Here is a 20,081-nt window from a genome sequence, read left to right as displayed (position 1 = left end):
GGCAGAGATGCTGGCAAACGACTGCGACCGCCTGAGCCGGCTTCACCGCCTCCTCGGCCCCCGCGAAACACCCCACACTCCCAACGGCCGCATCCCCTACTACCTGGACGCCAACGCCCGCTACGAACACCGGGACACCCTGCTCGCCCTGCTAGACCATGCCGATCACATCGGGGCGCGGGATCGCATCATCCTCCTCGAAGAACCGTTCCTCGAAGACGACGAGCAAGACGTGCGCGATCTGGATGTGTGTATCGCCGCCGACGAAAGCGCGCACACGGACGCCGACGCCGGCCGGCGGATCGACCTCGGCTATGGCGCCATCGCACTCAAGCCCATCGCCAAAACCCTCAGCATGACCCTCCGCATCGCCCGTCTCGCCCACGACCGAGGGATCCCCTGCTTCTGTGCCGACCTCACCGTCAACCCCTGGCTTCTGGCCTGGAATAAGGCCGTCGCCTGTCGCCTGGCCCCGTTCCCGGGCCTTGGCCTCCCCCTCATCGAAACCAACGGTCACCAGAACTACCGCGACTGGGAGGCCATGAGGCGCCGGCTCCCCCATCCCGATGCGCCCTGGAATGGCATCCGGAATGGGTGTTTTGAGCTTGGACCGGAGTATTACGCGATGGACGGTGGGCTTTTAACGCAGGAACAGGCGGAGTGAGGGAAGCGGTTTCGAGTACGCGTACGAATCGGGGGGTGATCAATGGGTCGCGGCTTCGGAGCGGGCGCGGGTGAGCACATCCACCATGGAGACCGGGGCGCCGCCGTCGCGTTTGCTTTCGTCGGCGGCTTCCATGAAGGCGTAGATTTCCAGTGATTCTTCGGCGGAGACGGGCGGAACGCCCGTGCGGAAGAAGCGGACGATTTCCACGACGAGCGGGCGGTAGCCGTCGTACGGCCCGAGTTCGTGGATGCCGGTTTCGCCGAAGGCGACGCCGCCATACCCTGTTTTTCCGGCGCGGAGGCCGCGGAACGTGCCGATCCGACCATCCTCCCACACCCCCACGACCAGGTCGGTGTCCGCCGTGGTGATGCGCTGGACCGTCTGGCAGCCCGTGCCCATGGCCGTAAAGAGGAGTTCGACCCCGTGGATGCCGTACCAGAACAGGTCGGGGTGGGTGGGTTCGAGCGTCGCCGGGCTATAGGCCTCGGCGCCGAGCACCATCCCCACCGCGCCGGCGCGCACCGCCTGGGCGTTGGCCGTGTACCGAAGAGAGGACGACGAGAAAACCGGCACGCCGTGGGCTTTTGCCGCCTCGAAGATCTTGATTGCGTCCGCGAGGGTGCCGGCGATCGGCTTGTCGATAAACAGAGGCTTGCCGGCCCGGATCACCGGCAGCGCCTGCTCGTAATGGGGCCGGCCGTCGTTGGTCTCCAGCAGAACCACATCCACCTGTTCCAGCAGCGCTTCGATCGAGTCCACGATCTCCACCCCCATCTCCCGCATCGCCGCCGTGTACTCCGGCACCCGGCGCACGCTCGACTCGATATCCGGGCTGCCTTTCGGGTAGGCCGCCACGACCCGGAAGCCGGCGACGTCCTCCGCCGCCGCGGAATCGTTCAGCACCTTCGTGAAGGCCACGCTGTGGGACGTATCGAGCCCGATTATCCCCACACGGACGCTGGCCGGCTGGGCGACCAGCGCCGGCGCAAGAATGAGGCTGAGGACGAGGAGGAGGGTTTTCACAGCATAAAACCGATTTGTGATGAAGGCGTCAATCAACGGTTGAACCGGGGCCACGACGACACACGCCTTAAACCTTGAACATCGAACATTAAACCCCTGTCAGAACACATAGCCAATGTTCAGCTGCGTCGTATACGGGCCTCCGATCGTCTGGCCCATGAGGGCGAGTTCGACGGGTCCGATGGGTGAGATCAGGCCCAGGGTGAGGCCGTAGCCGAAACGAAAATCCGTGGCGGCCACCTTCCAGCGCCAGTCCTCGGCGAGGCGGGCGCCATTCCATTCGGCCGTAAGAAACCAGTTCCTGACCACCTGAAGTTGAGTTCCAACGGAGAAGGCGTGGAGGCTATTGCCGGATAGTTCATGCAGGTCGTAGCCGAGGAGCGGGAACTGACGGGTGTCCAGATTGCGGAAGATGTTGGCGCCGCCGGCATAAAACCGGTAGTGCAGCGGGATACGCCGGCCCTTGACGTGGCCAAACGTCAGGCGGGACAGGAAGGTCAGCCGGGGTGCGATCGACTGGCGAAATTGCCCATCGAACACATAGTGGGTGAACGACTGCCGCGCCACCCCCCGGGGCGCGAGTTCCGCCCGGGCGTGGATCAGGACGCCGGAGGTCGGGAAGGCGGTCCGGTCGAACGAATCAAGGAAATAGTGGGCGTTTCCGAGGAGGAGGCCGCCGTGGTCCTCGAGAAAATCGCCGGCGCCGACATCCTGGCCATAATCGTACAGCTCCCACCGGGCCCCGATCGAGCCCAGGCTGTTGGTGAAGAGCGTGCCGCTGAAATCGGCCGACGATTCGGCCACACGTACCTTGATGGAGGAAAGTCGGACGCCGGATACAAAGAGGTCGAGCGGTTCACGGGTGATCCGCCCCCAGAGCCGCATCTCCGCCCGCGGCCGCGTGGCGAGCGGGATGCGGTAGTGGGCTGTTCCCTGGTGCGTCTCGCCGAAGCGGAGATCCCCCTGGATTTCCGTACCCGGGCCGCCGATGCGACCTCGGGAGACAGCGCTGAGGAGGAGCGAGGCTTTGTATTCAGAGTCGTACCGAACACCCAGGCGCAGGCGCTCGTGTGGCTGGACGCGGGTGCTGATCGAGATAATGTGGGTGTTCGGCTCGCTGCCCGGGAGGAGGCGGTACAGGACGTTTTCGAAGATGTCCGCGTAAAATGTGCGGTTTAGCGCCAGTTCCAGATCCGCATACCGGATCCATTCCGGCGCCTTGATGCCGAGGCTGAGTTCGAGCTGGCGCAGATACGGTTGTACAAGGCCCTCCACCTGAACGGCCTCGATGAAGAGCGAATCCGGGAGCTGGACCGCCGGCCGGGGCGGCACCTCGCCCTGTTGCGAGGCGGCGAGGGTGAGGAGTTGGGGCAACATCGCGCGCGCAGCCACCTCGCCCCGCCGGATGATTTCGCGGGCGTCGCCGAAGCTGAGGACTGTCAGCCCGGTCAGGTCGGGATCGATGAGCAGATCGGCCATGGCGCGTTGACGATCGGTCGACGCCTGCTCGGGGAAGCTGGCCACCTGGTCCATGATCTCGACGAGGGAGGCGAGGCTGTTGGCCGGCAGGAGCCCGCGACCGACATCCACCCCGATGACAAACGTCGCGCCGAGGTCGATCGCGTCCTCGACAGGGAGATTGCGAGAGGCGTCTCCGTCGACATAATAGCGATCGCCGACCCGCGCCGGCAGGAGCACACTCGGCACCGACATGCTGGCGCGTAGCGCTTCCGGAAGGTAGCCGCTGGAGAATCGGTGGGCCATGCCCGACTCGAGGTCCGTCGCCACGCACGCAAACGGAATCGGGAAGCGGGTAAAATCCGACTGATCGTGCATGTTATGAGTCAGGCGCGTGAGCATCATCACCACCTGGTGTCCGCTGATCAGGCCGGCGGGCAGCCCCACCCGCGCGCCGCGCAGCGGCAGCGAGAGGAGATACCGATCCTGCTCGTTGCGGCGCTCGAAGGGAATGGCATTACGGGGCGGCCGCTCGTTAAAGAGCTGAGACCACGCCTGCGACACGGCGAGGGTATCCAGATCGGAGGGTGAGTAGCCGATGGCGTACAGGGCGCCCACGATCGAACCCATGCTGGTGCCTGTGACGACCTCTACGTGTACACCGGCCTCTTCGAGCACCTTGAGGACTCCGATATGCGCCAGGCCTTTGGCGCCGCCTCCGCTAAGGGCGAGGCCTACTTTCATCTGCCCGCGGGGCACAAACGGCCCTGGCTGTGCGGCCGCGACGCGGAGCCCGTGGCTGGCGACAAGAACGGTCGCCAGCGCCGCCGCCAGCGTAAGCCAACGCTTCACTTCGTTACGTAATCTCAAACGATTCGCCATGTTCGGGGACCGTCACGTCGTGGTAGCCGCGCTGTAGCAGCGAAGCCTTGAACGCGTCCTGCCGCTCGGGTGCCCCGTGGACCAGGAAGATTTTCTTGAGCCGGCTCTTGTCCTGCGCGCCGATGACCTCGAGCAGTCCCGGCTCGTCCGCATGGGCCGAATAGGCATTGATCACCACCACCTCGGCGCGGAGGTGGTAGTCTTCGCCAAAGATCCGGACCTCGGGCAGCTTATCGACGAGTTTTTTGCCAAGGGTGTGCTCGGCGCAGAAGCCCACGATCAGGATGGTTGTTCTCGGATCCTCGATGTTGTTGCGCAGGTGATGGAGCACGCGGCCGGCCTCGCACATCCCCGAAGCCGAAATGATCACCATCGGCATTCGGGTGTCGTTGAGCGCTTTCGAGTCTCTGACATCGCGGATGTACGTGAGGTTCTCGAACCCGAACGGATTCGGATCGTCTCGCATGTACTGGCGGAGCTCGCGGTCGAAACACTCCGGGTGTGCCATAAAAACCCCCGTGGCGTTTACCGCAAGCGGGCTATCCACATAGACGGGGATCGGAGGCAGCTTCTTTTCATTCTGGAGCTGGTCCAGGGCGTACACGATTTCCTGGGTCCGCCCGACGGCGAAGGCCGGAATGATGAGTTTGCCGCCGCGTTTGGCCGTGCGTTCGACGATGCCGGCCAGCCTGCCACGGGCGTGTTCCTCCCCTTCGTGGACCATCCCGCCGTAGGTCGACTCCGAGATCAGGTAGTCGCACGCGTCCATCGGCTGAGGATCCCGCAGGATCGGCCGGCCGGGCGAGCCGACGTCTCCTGTGAAGCCCAGACGGATCGTTTTCCCTCGATCCTGCAGGGTGAGCACCATCGTGGCCGAGCCCAGGATGTGGCCGGCGTCGCGGTAGACAACCTGCACGCCCTCGCAGGGCGAAAACGGATCCCCGTAACTTACGGTGACAAAACGACCCAGGATGCCCTCCACGTCGTCGTCGTCGTACAGGGCTTCGACTGGCTCCTGGCCCTTGCGGGAGCGGATCCGGTTGACGAACTCGACGTCTTTTTCCTGGATGTGAGCGCTGTCGTAGAGGAGGAGACTGGCGAGGTCGTACGTGGCATGGGTGGCGTAGACGCGCCCCCGAAAGCCGTCTCGATAGAGCTTTGGCAGCAGGCCGGCGTGGTCGATGTGGGCATGCGAAAGTAGTACGACGTCGATGGTCGTGGGGTCAAACCCGAACTGGCGGTTTTGCGTTTCGGCGTCGGCGCGCCGGCCCTGGAAGAGGCCACAATCCAGCAGGATGCGTTTGCCGTTTTCGAGTTCGAGTAGGTGTTTCGACCCGGTCACTGTGCGGGCGGCTCCCCAGAAGGTAAGTTTCATGCGGTAAAGGTTGGATTCTCGGGAGAAGGTACGAGACCAGGCACCGAGTATAGCAAAACCTACCGTCGGATACGAGCAATAAAATGCCGGTGGACTACACCTTTGGCGCATAGCGGTGTAGACAAAAACCCTTCCCCCACCCTGCGAGGGACGCTATCTTGTGCACGGTTTGACCAGAACCGTCCGTGCCCACACGTTCCGGCGTCGTCGAACCTTTTGCCCAGCCCGTCACGGCTGTGACGTTTCCGGCGCCATTTTGCCGGAAACGCTCAAAAAGACCCACATCTCAGAAAAACTCCGCCCTGAAGCGCCTCTATTCGCTCGATCTCGACCCGGATCAGTGCGCACGAAGCGCCGCTCGCGACGAGTAACGTAGCGTACGCTGTCGGGAGTGTTGCATCCCCCTGCCCTCCAATCGGTCTCTCACGGCACGCGCCCGACGCGCCGACACGATCCTCCCTCGAGACGTTAACTTGTTAAAAACCATGCACCGAGCGGTTTATCTATCGCTGTTTATCCTCTTGCTGGCGGCCCCCCGGACCGCAACCGAGCTGAGGGCCCAGGAATTACGTCTGGGCGATGGCGTACGCCTCACCTTGTTCAACGTAGACGACGAGATCAGCGGCGACTATTTCGTCATGACGGATTGGACGATGCAGCTGCCCTACATCGGGCAGGTGGGCGTCCAATCCCGCGAATTCCCCGCCGTCCGCGACGAAATCTCGGATCGGTACAACAGTATCTACCGGAATCCCGAGCTGTCCATCCAGCCCCTCTTCCGCGTCAGTGTGCTGGGCGAAGTGCAGTCCCCGGGCATCTACTTCGTGACCGGCTTTGAGCGCCTGACCGACCTGATGGCCATGGCCGGGGGCGAGACGCTCGACGCCAACCTGGACAAGGTCTACCTCCAGCGAGAGGGAGAGAAGATCGACATCAACGCCCGGGAGATCCTCAAACGGGGCGACACCCTCTCCGACTTCGGCCTGATCTCGGGCGATCAGCTATATGTCTCGCGCGTGGGTCTGGTGAGTTACCGAAACGCTTCGCTGCTGATCTCCGGCGCCGGCGTCCTGGCCACCCTCGCCGCCATCTTCCTCGTCCGCCGCTAACGGCTCCATCTTCCCTCCCATCCTCGTTTCGCCATCATGGGCACACCACTACTCGAAAGCGGCAACGCCTATAATCCCTTCTCGCAGGGCGCGCGAAAGGAGCCGGCGTTGACGTTCAACGATCTGGTCCAGATTATCTTCCGGCACAAACATGTACTGATCTTGACGACGATCCTGTTCGCTGCGCTGGCCGTGGCGTACACGATGCTTACCTCACCGGTCTATGAGGCCAGCGCGACCCTGAAGAAGGAGCAAAACAACACCCGTGGCGGGCCTACGGATGAATTCAGCCGCATCATGTTCGCCCAGCAGGCGGTCGACCAGATCGAGACGGAGTTGCTGTTGCTCCGCTCCCGCGAGGTGCTGGAGCGGGTCGTGCTGGAGCTGGATCTGCTGGTGACGGTCGGCGAAATCGTCGTGCCCGGCGTGATTGACCATCGGTTCGACATGTCGCTCGCCGAATACCTGCACGAGCTGGACCGGCACCCCGAGAGCGGGGCGCCGCGTATTCGTATCGAGGAATACACGATCAAGCCCGGGTTTCGCAACATCGCCGGCGGCGTCTACGCGCTCCGCGTAAATGAGCGCCAACAGCTCGAACTCTACGAAACCGAGGTCGACAGCCTCATCGCCTCCGCGCCCGGCGCCTCGGAAGCATCGTTTTCGCTGCCCCACTTCACGATGCAGATCGATTGGCCCAACCCGACCCCGGGCAGCGAGCTGACGTTTTCGACCGGCACCCCAGAAAACGTCGTCAGCGACCTGGGCGAGCGGATCGAGATCGAGAACCCGATCAACACGACGCTGATGACGGTGCACGTCCGCTCCAGCTCACCCTTCATGGCTCAGCTGACGGCAAATACGCTGGCCTCGTCGTTTCAGGCCTCGCGCTTCGAGCACAAACGCGAGGCGATCCGGTATTCGGCGAAGTTCATCGACGATCAGCTGGGCGAGATCACCGCCAGCCTGCGTCGTTCCGAGGACAGCCTCAGCCTGTTCCGCGGCCGCAACCGCATCACAAGTGTCGACGAGGGCACGCGGGAGACGATTGCATTTATCGGCAACCTGGAGGCCGAGAAGATCCGGACCGAACTCGAGCTGTCCCAGTACGAGAGCCGGCATGAGACGATCAAGAGCCAGTTCAGCACCAACGGCTACTTCGACCAGACCTACCTCACCCCGCAGACGGACCAGAGCAGCAGTTATACGCCTTTCTCCACCCTGCTCGACCAGCTGACGCGCGCCGAACTCGAGCGCCTGGAGTTGCTCCAGCGCCGGACGGCGAGCCATCCGGACGTCATCGCGATCGACGAACGGATCGCCGAGATACGGTCCAACCTCGCCGAATTCAACCAGAACACGATCACGGCCTACGAGGTGATCATGGAGTCCCTGAAGCGTAAGCGGGATAATCTCACACGCCTGATCGGGACGTATAACTCGCGCGTGGCCAATATCGCCAGTAACGAGGGCCAGCTGATGGCGCTCATGCGGGACCGCGATCTGAACGAGAAGATGTACCTCCTGCTGACCGACAAACGCGAGGAGATGCGGATCGCGGAGCTGTCGAACCTCCAGGACATCATCATCGTCGAGAGTGCCGTGTTGCCGATCGACCCGATCCTGCCTCGCCGCACGATCACCGTGCTGATCGGCCTGGTGCTGGGGGGGCTCGCCGGCATCACCCTCGTCTTCCTCATCGAGTTCCAGGGTAAGACGATCATGAGCATCCGCGAGGTGGAAGAAGGCCTGATGCTGCCCGTGCTCGCCATCATGCCCACATTCCCGGCCGAATTCAGGGACCGGATCCGCCGCGGCTATCACCTGCGCAACCATCTGGACCTGTTGACGGACACCCGCTACGGATTCAAGGAATCCTACCGCATGCTCCGCACCAAGCTATCGTTCACCCTCTCCACCAAGCGCAGCCCGACAAAGAATAATATCCTGTTCACGAGTTGCGAGGAGAATACGGGCAAGACGACCATCGTCACCAACTTCTCGCTGCTGCTCGCGCTGGCCGGCAAACGGGTGCTCGTCATCGATTGCGATCTCAAAAACCCCAGTGTGGGGGGCTTCTTCGGCATCCCGTTCAACGCGCCCGGGCTGATCGACTTCATCCTGCACGACTACATCACCGTGCCCGACATCTACCGCCCGCTCGACGAGCAGGCCTACCGCGACGCGCCGCTTTTTAACCCGACGATCCGCATGGTGGATCAGGAGCTCCGCCTCTCCGCCCCATCGCTCCACCTGGACGTGATCCCCGCCGGCGGGTCCGTCGAACACTCCAGCGAACTGCTGGACTCCGAGAAGTTCAAGGACTTCCTCTTTGAAATCTCGGCCGCGTACGACTACGTCTTGATCGACACCCCGCCCGTGACCCGCACCGTCGACGCCATGACGATCGGCAGCTTCATCAAAAACGCCGTCATCGTCGTCCGCCCCAACCACACCCGAAAGGACAACCTGAGCCGCGCGATCCAGGATTTCCGGCAGTTCAACGTGCACCTGCTCGGCAGCGTCATCAACGCGTGCGACATCAAGAGTTTCGCGACCGATTACGGGTATGGCTACGGGTATGGCTACAACTACCGCTACGAATCCGAGCTGCCCCGGCTGCCGGCGGCGCAGACCGTCGACTAACCGTTTTCTGGTATCCTAAATAAGCCATTGGAGCAAGCTACCTGCTCCATAACGACCTGCGCGCCACCCTCGAATCTGCGTATCGTGTGGCATTCAATTCGACCCTCATAGACCCACAATGCACCCTCCGGAGGGCCCCCCACGACCCTTCCTATGATGTCGAAATCTTACACCTATCACCATGAGTTTGCAAGAGTTAAGTGGGATCTCTGAGGAACGCCCGTTTGACCCGCTTCCTATCCTGATTCAGCAGATCAGGTTGGAGGAGCAGTCGCGCCTGATGTATCGGATGGGCAAACGCGTGATCGATTTCATCGTCGCCCTGGTATTGATCGTCCTGTCGCTTCCCCTGATGATTGTCATCGGGATCGCGGTGAAGCTCACCTCGGCCGGCCCGGTATTATTCCGCCAGGAACGGGTGGGCAAGGGGGGCGAGCCGTTTACCTTTGTCAAGTTCCGCTCGATGACCCACAGGGCGGACACAGCCATCCACGAGGCGTTCATGCGGAAGCTGATCCGGGGCGAAGTGGGATCGAGCGCCGGCGAGGAGGGAGTGGACGGATCGCTCTACAAATTAAACAACGACCCGCGGGTGACCGAATTTGGCCGGTTCCTGCGGAAGACCAGCCTCGACGAACTACCGCAGCTCCTGAACGTCCTCTCTGGCTCGATGAGCCTGGTGGGTCCGCGTCCGCCCATCGCGTACGAAGTGAGCGCCTATAAGAGCTGGCACATGCAGCGGTTGTGCATCAAGCCGGGCGTAACGGGGCTCTGGCAGGTCAGCGGCCGCAGCGCCACGACGTTCGACGAAATGGTCCGGCTCGATATCGAATACATCCGGAAACGCTCGTTCGCGCTGGATATGCAGATCCTGCTGCGAACCATTCCCGCCGCGTTGAATACCCGAACGGCCGCCTGAACTGCCGTCGGAATTGCCGCACGAACGGAGCACCCCCTGCCCCGCAGCCGTCCGTTTCTCTTCGTCCTACGGGACGCTCGATGCTTTCGCTCGACCCATTGCACCACCTGGCCGACCCCAGCCGGCGCGTTCGCCGCGTCCCAGCAGGGCCTACGGCCGGGTCTGTATGCGGATAGCACGCTCACTCCGTCTATTCGCCACTGCTTATACTTCCATCCGCATGATTACGATTGGCGTCATTGGTTGCGGCTACTGGGGCCCCAACCTCATCCGCAATTTCAAAAAAACCGCCGGCTGCCAGGTAACCGTCTGTTGCGACCGAGACGAAAGCCGGCTGCAGCGCATCACGCACCTGTTCCCGGACATCCCCACCACGGCCGACTACGAGGAGGTCCTGGCCTCCGACGTCGATGCCGTGGTCATCGCCACCCCGGTTCGGACTCATTACCCGCTCGCGAAGGCGTTCCTGGAGCGGGGCAAACACGTGTTTGTGGAGAAGCCGCTCACCCCGTCGAGCGTCGAGTGCCAGGATCTGATCGACATCGCCGACGCCCGCGGTCTGGCGCTCATGGTGGGTCACACGTTTGAATACACGGCGGCGGTCAACAAGATTAAGCAGATCGTACAAAGCGGCGAGATCGGCGAAGTGTTGTACATCAACAGCACCCGCGTCAACCTGGGGCTTTTCCAGAAAGACATCAACGTCATCTGGGACCTCGCGCCGCACGATATCTCCATCATCTCTTATGTGCTCGGCAAGGAGCCCATCTCCGTCAACGCCCAGGGCCGCAGCCACTTCGCCGATGGCATCGAGGACGTGGCGATGACCACGCTCCAGTACCAGGACGGCCCCATCGCGTTTATCCGCAACAGCTGGATCGACCCGAACAAGGTGCGGTCGATGATTTTTGTGGGCTCTAAGAAGATGCTCGAATACGACGATATCAGCCCCAACGAGAAGGTCAAGATCTACGACAAGGGGGTGGAGAAGCCGGCGTATTACGACGACTTTGGGGCGTTCCAGTTTTCGTACCGGTACGGGGACATCTACATCCCGCGTATCGAGGAATACGAGGCGTTGGGCGCCGAATGCGCCCACTTCGTCGAGTGCATCCAGACCGGCGCGACGCCCCGGAGCGACGGCCATAGCGGCATGCGCGTCACCCGGGCGATCGAGGCCGCCTGCCAGTCGCTGCTCTCGGGCGGCGTCTCGGTGCCGATCGTCCAGCCCCGCGAGCGCGTCCTCCAATCCGTCCCCTCCTGACCCCAGCTTCTACCACATGGATTACTCCCGCATCGCCCCCGACGTCGTCCTCGGCGAAGACGTCAAAATCTACGGGTTCGTCAACCTCTACGGCTGCGAGATCGGCGCGCATTCGAAGATCGGCACCTTTGTCGAGATCCAGAAAGGCGCGCGTATCGGCCGGAATTGCAAGATTTCTAGCCACTCGTTCGTCTGCGAAGGCGTGGCGATCGAGGACGGCGTGTTCGTGGGGCATGGCGTCATGTTCACCAACGACCGCTACCCCCGCGCCACGACCGAAAGCGGCGCGCTACAGACCGAAGCCGACTGGGCCTGCATGACGACGCGCGTCCGCGCGGGCGCCTCAATCGGCTCCAACGCGACCATCCTGTGCGGCGTGACCATCGGCGAGCATGCGCTTGTCGGCGCCGGCAGCGTCGTGACGAAAGACGTGCCGCCCTACACCGTCGTCGCCGGCAACCCGGCCCGTTTTATACGAAACACTAACGATAGATTGAATCATGGAAGTACTGTTCTTGAATCTTAAGGCGCAGTATCTGGCCATCCAGGACGAGGTCCAGGAAGCCATGCAGCGCGTCATCGAAAAGACGGCCTTCGCGGGAGGGCCCTTCGTGCAGCAGTTCGAACAAGAATTCGCGGCCTATTGCCAGACCAAACACGCCATGGGCGTCGGGAGCGGCACTTCCGCCCTGTGGCTGGCGCTGGCGGGTCTGGGGGTGGGTGAAGGGGACGAGGTGATCACCACCCCGAATACGTTCATCGCGACGGCCGAGGCCATCACCTACGCCGGCGCGACACCCGTCTTTGTCGATGTCGACGAGCACACCTACAACCTCGATCCCGCGCTCATCGAAGCGAAGATCACCGCACGCACCCGCGCCATCATCCCCGTCCACCTCTTCGGGCAGACGGCGGATCTGGCTCCGATCCTCGCCATCGCCCGCAAACAAGGCCTCTACGTCATCGAGGACGCGAGCCAGGCCCACGGCGCCCTGTACCAGGGCCAGCCCGCCGGCTCGCTCGGCGACGTCGGATGCTTCAGCTTCTACCCGGGCAAAAACCTCGGCGCGTACGGCGAGGCCGGCGGCGTGGTCACGAACAATTCCGACCTGACCCGCTACATCCAGATGATGAAGGACCATGGGCAGTCCGTCAAATATTACCACGACATGGTCGGCTGGAATGACCGGATGGACGGTCTCCAGGGCGCTGTGTTGTCGGTGAAACTGAAGTACCTCGACCAGTGGAACGAGCAGCGCCGGCAACATGCGCAAGCCTACACGAACCTGCTGAGCGACGTCCCGGGCATCGTCCTGCCCCGGACGGCTGAATACGGCACCCACGTCTTCCACATTTACGCCATCCGCGTGGAGCAGCGGGATCAGGTCAAGGCCGAAATGGAGCAGCGCGGCGTGCACTGCGGCATCCACTACCCCCTCCCCCTCCACCTGCAGAAGGCCTATGCGGATCTCGGGTACATCCGCGGCGACTTCCCGGTGACCGAGCGCTGCGCCGACTCCTTCCTCTCCCTGCCGATATATCCCGAGCTGACCTACGAACAGATCGCGCACGTCGCCCGGGTGCTCAAGCAGAGCCTGGCGGCCGTCGACGGTCTCGTAATCGAGGGCGACGGCCACGCCGCCCCCGCCGCGCCGGCGTACCGGAAGACGTCGATTATTTCGTGACGGGTTTCGCGTTCGGGGTTTCGGGGATTTCGCCTCGGGGCCCCGAACCTGGATTGTGCTGCCCATCCTCCCGATTCGTCCGCATGCCTCTTCCTCCGTAGTGAAGGATTCGCACAATGGGGTCCTCCACCCTCCGCGCCCTCTTTATTCGATTTTGTGTGATATCACCATGCTTCGGGATATTTTTTATCGGCTCAAGCCGCTCATTCCACGCTCGGTACAGATCGGCATCCGTCGTCAGCTGATCGAGTGGCAGCGTCGGCAGGTGGCGGATATCTGGCCGATTGACCCGAACTCGGCCACGCCGCCCGAGGGGTGGACCGGTTGGCCGGACGGCGCCGATTTTGCGTTGATCCTGACGCACGACGTCGAAAAACCCATCGGGCAGTCGCGCTGCCTGGCCCTGGCCGAACTCGAGCGCGAACGCGGCTTCCGCTCGTCCTTCAACTTCGTGCCGGAGCGATACACGGACAACCCGGACCTCCGCCGGCGCCTCGACGCCATGGGTTTCGAGGTAGGCGTACACGGCCTCAACCACGACGGCAAGCTCTACAGCTCCCGCGAGGAGTTCATGCGCCGCGCCGTGCGCATCAACCAGTACATCGCCGACTGGGGCGCCCGCGGCTTCCGTTCGCCGGCGATGCACCATAACCTGGAGTGGCTCGGCAGCCTCGATTGCGACTACGACGCGTCGACGTTCGACACCGACCCCTTCGAGCCCCAGCCCGACGGCATGGGCACCATCTTCCCCTTCCTCGTCCCACGCGCCGACGGCCGTGCACCGTATATCGAGCTGCCCTATACCCTGCCGCAAGACTTCACGCTCTTCGTGCTCATGGGCGAGCCCACACCCGCAACATGGAAAAGCAAGCTGGACTGGCTCGCGGCGCGGGGCGGCATGGTGTTGCTCAACGTCCATCCGGACTATATGCATTTCGGCGACGGCCGGCCCGGCATCGAAGAATATTCGGCGTCGATCTACGCCGAGTTGCTGGACTACGTCGTTACCGCCTACAGTGGCCGCTACTGGCACGCCCTACCCCGCGACCTGGCGACCTTCTGGCGCGCCGAGTTCGCGGTCCAGACGACGGGGGGATTGGCGCGGCGAGGGTGCGTTACACCCTGGGCGTCTTTATGGTAAACCCCACGGGCGTCTCGACGCTACCGGCCAACGCGGCCAGCAGCCAACCCAGGTGTCCGGGCCGGCAGTCTTCGATCACCGAGGCCTTCATGGATAGCCCGGCGCTACGCGCGAAAAAACGGGTCCGAGGCAGCTAAAGCCCGTCCCACACCACCTTCCGGCCAGCATCGGCCAGATCCACCTTACGCTCGTTGCCAAACCGCACCCACGCCCGGCTCGCGGTCAGCGCCTCCGCGTGATCCGCGCCGGATACCTGGCTATGTTCGATGAGCGCGAGCGGCGCCAGGGCGTATTGATGCACTGACAGTACCGGGTAATGCGCCTCCACGCGCCCGTTGGCCGGGTCGTATCGCCACCACTATGAGACAAAACTTCAGCCGGTCGCGTGGGATCGACGCCGCCATCGCCCGCCAGAGCAATCTCCTGATCTAACGCACCGTCACGCCCGCACAAGTGACATCCCGAAGACCGACGGCGGACGATCCAACGGCACGCGCGGCATGCGCCAAAAGTGCTATCCACCCGCCGGCGCATTAACCGACCTTTCGGGGCTCAATAGCATCATCTGATGCTCTGCATGGCATTCACTTCCCATGGCTTCGGTTGCGCACCGTCCCGACCGACCTCTCGGGAATGCGCTTCATGAGGATCTGAAGCGCCTGTCCACGGAGCCAGCGCGACCCACGCGACCCCTATGCCTTACCGAGCCCCGAATCAGACCACGTGATGCGTCCTTCGAGAGGGACGAAACCCGGTACATGCACGCCGATCCAGCACCTTCGACGGGGGCCCATATCGCCCTTGCCGCCACCTTCACCGCCGAGCCCGTCGCGGGCCCTCTCCAATTCTGGATGGATCAACTCGGTCTCGCGGGCTCGGTCGCATTTGCGCCCTACAATCAGGTGCTCCAGCACCTGTATGCCGTAAACGGGCAGGCCGTCGCGCTGCATGTGCTCCTCGTTCGTCTGGAGGATTGGATGCCGGAGGCCGCTACCAACGCTATGGCCGGCAACGACTTGCCTCTCCCGGCGCGCCTGCTTCAGAACATCGACGAATGTATCGCGGCGGTGCGCCGCGCCGCCGGCCAGCGCCCCACCCCCTACCTCATCGTGCTCTGTCCGCCGAGCCCGGCCGTCGTGGCCCTCCCTTCCCTCGCCACCGCGATCGGCCTCGCGGAAGCTTCCATCGCCGAACAACTCAACACCCTGCCGAATGTCGATGTCGTCCGCTCCGAAACGTGGGTGGAGCGCTACAAGGTGGGAGACTACCACAACCGATTCGCCGACCACACGGCCCACATCCCCTACACCGATGTCGCCTTTTCGGCCATCGCCACCTGCATTGCCCGCCGGCTGAGCGCGCTCCAGCGCCGGCCGTTCAAAGTCATCGTCGTCGACTGCGACAACACCCTCTGGCAGGGCGTCTGCGGAGAAGTGGGGCCGCGCGGGGTGGCGGTGGATGCGCCGTTCGCGGCGTTTCAGGATCTGCTCATCCGTCAGCAGGCCGAGGGCATGCTGCTGTGTCTGTGCAGCAAAAATAGCGAGGCGGACGTCTGGGCCGTGTTCGACGAGCAGCCGGCCATGCGGCTGAAGCGCGAACACCTGGTGTCATGGCGGATCAACTGGAGGCCCAAGTCGGAGAACCTGAGGGCGCTCGCCGCCGAGCTCGACCTCGGGCTGGACAGCTTCATCTTCATCGACGACAACCCGGTCGAATGCGCCGAGGTGGCCGCGCAGTGCCCCGAGGTGCTGACCGTCCAGGTGCCGGCGGACGCCCGCCGACTGCTGACGCTGCTCGATCACCTCTGGGTGCTGGATCGATACCACGTGACCGACGAGGACCGCCGGCGCGCCGAACACTACCGCTCGAACCTCCAGCGTTCCCAGCTCCAGGAAGCCGCCCCGACTCTCGCCGGCTTCCTCGAACGCCTGGACCTGCGGATCGCGATCGCCGAGCCGGCCGAAAGCCAGTATACACGCATCGCCCAACTCACCCAGCGCACCAACCAGTTTAACGCCTCGGGCATCCGCCGGTCGATGGAACAGGTCGCCGGCCTCCTGCTTGCCGGCAAACGCGAGGCGCGCGTCGTCGACGTGAGCGACCGGTTCGGCGACTACGGCCTGGTCGGCGCCGTGCTTTTCACGTCAGACGACGAGGCCCTCCTCGTCGAGACCCTCCTCCTGAGTTGCCGCGCCCTCGGGCGCAGCGTGGAGCAGCGGATGGCCATCCACCTCGGCGAAGCCGCGCTTCAGCGCGGGCTCCGTTTTGTCGATATCGCCTACATAGAGACCCCGCGCAACCTGCCCGTCCGGCAGTTTCTGGAAAACACGGGCGCGGAGAACCGGCTCGACCAGGGCGACCACGTGATCTATCGCTTCGACGCCCGGCGGCTCGCCCACATGGACCCCATCGCCGCCGCCGCCGTAGCGCCCGCCGACGACGAGGCGCCGGCCACTTCCCCGCAAACGACCCGCGTCGCCCGATCCACCGACCGTACACCGTGGCTGCGCATCGCGACGGAATGGAGCGACATGCAGGCCCTCGCCGAGCGGCTCAACCAGATCCGCTTGCAGCGGCCGGACCTGCAGACGCCGTTTGCGCCCTTGCAGACGCCGCTCGAACGCCAGATCGCCGGAATCTGGGAAACGGTGCTCGGCATCGACGGCATCGGGGCGGTGGATGGTTTCTCCGAACTCGGCGGCTCGTCCCTCCAGCTCGTCCAGATCCACGCGCGCATCCAGGAGCAGCTCGGCCGGTCGCTCCCGCTCACGCAGTTGTTCGCGCTGCCGACCGTCCGCGCCCAGGCCGGCTTCTTCACCCCGCCGGCCGCCGCGGCCTCCAGCGCGCAGACCAGCACCCTAACCAGCATCCAGGAACGCGCGCAACGGCAGAAAGCGGCCATGAATAAACATAAAATCCTGCAATACAGACAAAAATGATCGATCCATCCACCCACGATTCGTTACAGGGCATCGCGATTGTCGGCATGGCCGGCCGGTTTCCCGGCGCCACCGACCTCGACACCTTCTGGGATCAGCTAAAAAACGGCGTCAGCAGCATCGTCGAGTTATCCGACGACGAGATCAACATTCCCGCCGCCGACAAAGCCAACATCCTCAACAACCCCCACTTCGTCCGCCGCGCCGCTTCCGTCGCCGATGCGGACAAGTTCGACGCGGCTTTTTTCGGCATCTATCCCAAAGAAGCCCATGTCATGGACCCGCAGCAGCGCCTCTTCCTGGAATGCTGCTGGGATGCGTTCGAAAACAGCGGCTACGAGCCAACCACGTACCCCGGCTCGGTGGGGGTGTTCGCCGGCTGCTACATGAATACTTACCTCCTGAACAGCCTGGAGGACCACCCGGCGTTTATCGGGGCGCTGGCGGACTCGTTCCACGGTGGCGAACTCAAGAACGAGCTGGGGAACGACAAAGACTACATGGCCACCCGCGTGGCGTTTAAGCTCAACCTGCGCGGGCCCAGCATGACCATCCAGACGGCCTGCTCGTCGTCGCTCGTCGCCGTCACCCAGGCGTGTATGAACCTCACCAACTACCAGTGCGACATGGCGCTGGCCGGCGGGGCCACCATCCGCTTTCCCCAGAACCGCGGCTACCTGTACGAACCCGATGGCATGGTGTCGCCCGTGGGTAAGTGCTGCACGTTCGACGCCGGCGCGGCCGGCACCATCTTCGGCGACGGCATCGCGGTCGTCCTCCTCAAACGCCTCGAAGACGCCATCGCCCACGGCGACAGCATCTACGCGGTCATCAAGGGCTGGGGGATCAACAACGATGGGGCGTCGAAAGTCGGCTACACGGCGCCCAGCGTGGACGGGCAGACCGAGGCGATCGCGCTGGCCCAGGCCATCGCCGGCGTCGATCCCCGTACGATCACCTACGTGGAAGCCCACGGCACCGGCACCCCGCTGGGCGATCCCATCGAAATCGACGCCCTCTCCCGCGCCTTCCGCATGGGCACGGACGAGCGGCAGTTCTGCGCCATCGGGTCACTCAAGACAAACATCGGGCACCTGGATGTCGCCGCCGGCGTCGCCGGCATGATCAAGACGTCGCTCGCGCTCACGAACAAACAGATCCCCCCAAGCCTCAACTTCGAGACGCCGAACCCGAACATCGACTTCGAAAACTCGCCGTTTTACGTCAACACCGCGCTGGCCGATTGGCAGCCGGCCCCGGGCGCCCCGCGCCGCGCCGGCCTCAGCTCGTTCGGCGTCGGCGGCACCAACGCGCACGTCGTCCTGGAGGAGGCTCCCGCCGTCGTCGAAGACGCCTCGCGGCAGCCATACCATCTGATCGCGCTTTCGGCCCGGAGCACCGCCGCGCTGGACGCCATGACGGCCAACCTGGCCCGCCACCTGACGCACCATCCCGAGCTGGACCTGGCGGATACGGCCTTCACGCTCCAGAACGGCCGGCAGGTGTTTAATTACAGCCGGACGCTCGTCGCCGCTTCCACCGAAGAAGCCATCGCGCTCCTTGAGACCCCGGATCCGCAGCGCGTATTCACCGTCCACCAGATCCGCCGGCAGTCGCCCGTGGCGTTCCTTTTTCCCGGCCAGGGCTCGCAGCACGTGGGCATGGGGCAGGACCTCTACCGCCACGCCCCGGTCTACCGCGAGGCGTTCGATCGATGCGCCGACTTGCTCCGGCCCCACCTCGGGCTCGACCTCCGCGCGTTCATCTATCCTTCGCCCGACCAGGCGGACGCCGCGCAGGCCAGGATCAACGACACGATGATCGCGCAGACGGGCATCTTCTCCGTCAGCTACGCGATGGCCCGGTACTGGCTGTCGTTCGGCGTCCAGCCGGAAATCTTGATCGGCCACAGCGTGGGCGAGTTCGTGGCGGCCTGCCTGGCCGGCGTGTTCTCGCTCGAAGACGCGCTGGCCCTCGTCGCCGCCCGCGGCCGGCTCATGCAGAATCTGCCGGCCGGCTCGATGCTCGCCGTCCGCCTCCCCGTCCAGGAAGTCCGCGCCCTGTTGCCCGAGGACCTCGAGATCGCGGCCGTCAACAGCCCGTCGCTCTGCGTCGTTTCGGGGCCGACGGGGTCCGTAAGCGCGTTCGAGAAAGCCCTGGAAAAGCGCGACATCTCCGTGCGCCCGCTCCACACGTCTCACGCCTTCCACTCGGCTATGATGGAACCGGCCGTGCCGGCCTTCCGCGAGGCCGTACGGGGGGTCGCGCTCCACGCACCCGCGATCCCGATTGTCTCCACCGTCACCGGCGAGCCGCTCACGGCCAAGCAGGCGACAGATAGCGAGTACTGGGCCACGCACCTGCGGCAGACGGTCGACTTCGCCGGCGGCGTCCGCCACCTCGTAGCCGACCCGAACCGCGTGCTCCTGGAAGTCGGCCCCGGGCAGACGCTTGGCACACTCGCGAAACAGCATCCGGATCGGAAGGAAAAGCAGGCGATCCTGTCGTCCTCTCCGCACGTCCAGCAGGAGATATCGGCCCTGGCGCATGCGCTGGGCGTAGCCGGCCGGTTATGGCAGGCCGGCGTCGGGGTGAACTGGGCCGGTTGTTACCCGGAAGAATCCCGCCGGCGGGCGCACCTGCCGACCTATCCCTTCGAACGCAAACGATTCTGGTACGATCAGGTCGGCGGTTCGGCGGAGGAAGTGGACGTGACGAAAGTGAGAGAGACCCCTCCCGGAGCCCCCCCGGAATCTCCCCCCGCGCTCGCCCATCGGATAGCTGACCCGGACTTCGATCGGCACGCCGGCGACGGGTATCCCATTCCCGCACCCGACGATACCGTCCAGCGCATCATCGCCCAGCAAATTGAAGTCATGGCCCGCCAGTTGCAAGCCTGGCAGTCCCAGTAATCCCTTATCGGACCCACGATAACGACCCGTTCATAAACAATTGAGAATGGCATGTTTCGTA

The 20,081-nt window shown here is 63.9% G+C and carries 14 protein-coding genes; 10 read left to right on the top strand and 4 right to left on the bottom strand.

Translation table 11 applies throughout. The annotated features are described in order from the left end of the window. On the top strand, positions 1-664 hold a 664-nt coding region (locus SH809_11305), incomplete at its 5' end, for a hypothetical protein (GenBank protein MDZ4700284.1). A 39-nt stretch (positions 665-703) separates the two neighbouring features. On the opposite strand, the gene SH809_11300 is transcribed toward SH809_11305, so the two are convergent. The 3 genes from SH809_11300 to SH809_11290 form a co-directional block, all read right to left on the bottom strand. Then, positions 704-1,690: a Gfo/Idh/MocA family oxidoreductase gene (locus tag SH809_11300; GenBank protein MDZ4700283.1), complete on the bottom strand. Its 987-nt coding sequence runs from the start codon at positions 1,688-1,690 to the stop codon at positions 704-706. 99 nt (positions 1,691-1,789) lie between these two features. After that, a complete protein-coding gene (locus SH809_11295; protein ID MDZ4700282.1) occupies positions 1,790-4,000 on the bottom strand; it encodes a patatin-like phospholipase family protein in 2,211 nt (736 codons plus the stop codon). A gap of 4 nt (positions 4,001-4,004) precedes the next feature. Continuing rightward, positions 4,005-5,405, bottom strand: coding sequence for an MBL fold metallo-hydrolase (locus SH809_11290; protein MDZ4700281.1), 1,401 nt, complete (start codon positions 5,403-5,405; stop codon positions 4,005-4,007). 485 nt (positions 5,406-5,890) lie between these two features. Between SH809_11290 and SH809_11285 the strand changes: the two genes are divergently transcribed. The 7 genes from SH809_11285 (at position 5,891) to SH809_11255 (ending at position 14,169) form a co-directional block, all read left to right on the top strand. Further along, a complete protein-coding gene (locus SH809_11285; GenBank protein MDZ4700280.1) occupies positions 5,891-6,514 on the top strand; it encodes an SLBB domain-containing protein in 624 nt (207 codons plus the stop codon). Positions 6,515-6,550: 36 nt separating this feature from the next. Beyond that, positions 6,551-9,160, top strand: a complete 2,610-nt coding sequence (locus SH809_11280; GenBank protein MDZ4700279.1) for a polysaccharide biosynthesis tyrosine autokinase — start codon at positions 6,551-6,553, stop codon at positions 9,158-9,160. A gap of 181 nt (positions 9,161-9,341) precedes the next feature. Further along, entirely contained in the window at positions 9,342-10,079 is a 738-nt protein-coding gene (locus SH809_11275) for a sugar transferase (GenBank protein ID MDZ4700278.1), read from the top strand. 220 nt (positions 10,080-10,299) lie between these two features. Then, positions 10,300-11,343 carry a Gfo/Idh/MocA family oxidoreductase gene (locus SH809_11270; protein ID MDZ4700277.1) on the top strand — a complete coding sequence of 348 codons (1,044 nt, stop codon included), beginning with the start codon at positions 10,300-10,302 and terminating at the stop codon, positions 11,341-11,343. Between the two features lie 16 nt (positions 11,344-11,359). Then, positions 11,360-11,869: an acyltransferase gene (locus SH809_11265; protein MDZ4700276.1), complete on the top strand. Its 510-nt coding sequence runs from the start codon at positions 11,360-11,362 to the stop codon at positions 11,867-11,869. Then, entirely contained in the window at positions 11,844-13,028 is a 1,185-nt protein-coding gene (locus tag SH809_11260) for a DegT/DnrJ/EryC1/StrS family aminotransferase (protein MDZ4700275.1), read from the top strand. The genes SH809_11265 and SH809_11260 overlap by 26 nt, the downstream gene beginning before the upstream one ends. A 169-nt stretch (positions 13,029-13,197) precedes the next feature. Beyond that, positions 13,198-14,169, top strand: coding sequence for a hypothetical protein (locus SH809_11255; GenBank protein MDZ4700274.1), 972 nt, complete (start codon positions 13,198-13,200; stop codon positions 14,167-14,169). 133 nt (positions 14,170-14,302) lie between these two features. Here SH809_11255 and SH809_11250 read toward each other — a convergent pair whose 3' ends face one another. After that, positions 14,303-14,470 (bottom strand): hypothetical protein, encoded by a 168-nt coding sequence (locus SH809_11250; GenBank protein ID MDZ4700273.1) that lies wholly within the window; start codon positions 14,468-14,470, stop codon positions 14,303-14,305. A 457-nt stretch (positions 14,471-14,927) separates the two neighbouring features. Here SH809_11250 and SH809_11245 point away from each other — a divergent pair, with 457 nt between their 5' ends. Together SH809_11245 and SH809_11240 are read left to right on the top strand one after the other, a co-directional pair. Continuing rightward, positions 14,928-17,108, top strand: a complete 2,181-nt coding sequence (locus SH809_11245) for an HAD-IIIC family phosphatase (protein MDZ4700272.1) — start codon at positions 14,928-14,930, stop codon at positions 17,106-17,108. After that, positions 17,105-20,020, top strand: coding sequence for a type I polyketide synthase (locus tag SH809_11240; protein MDZ4700271.1), 2,916 nt, complete (start codon positions 17,105-17,107; stop codon positions 20,018-20,020). Before SH809_11245 ends, SH809_11240 begins: the two co-directional genes overlap by 4 nt. Positions 20,021-20,081 lie beyond the last annotated feature (61 nt).

This window comes from Rhodothermales bacterium (assembly GCA_034439735.1).
Lineage (GTDB): Bacteria > Bacteroidota > Rhodothermia > Rhodothermales > JAHQVL01 > JAWKNW01.
Note: the sequence above shows the minus strand (reverse complement) of the source record. Positions and strands in the feature narration are given on the sequence as shown.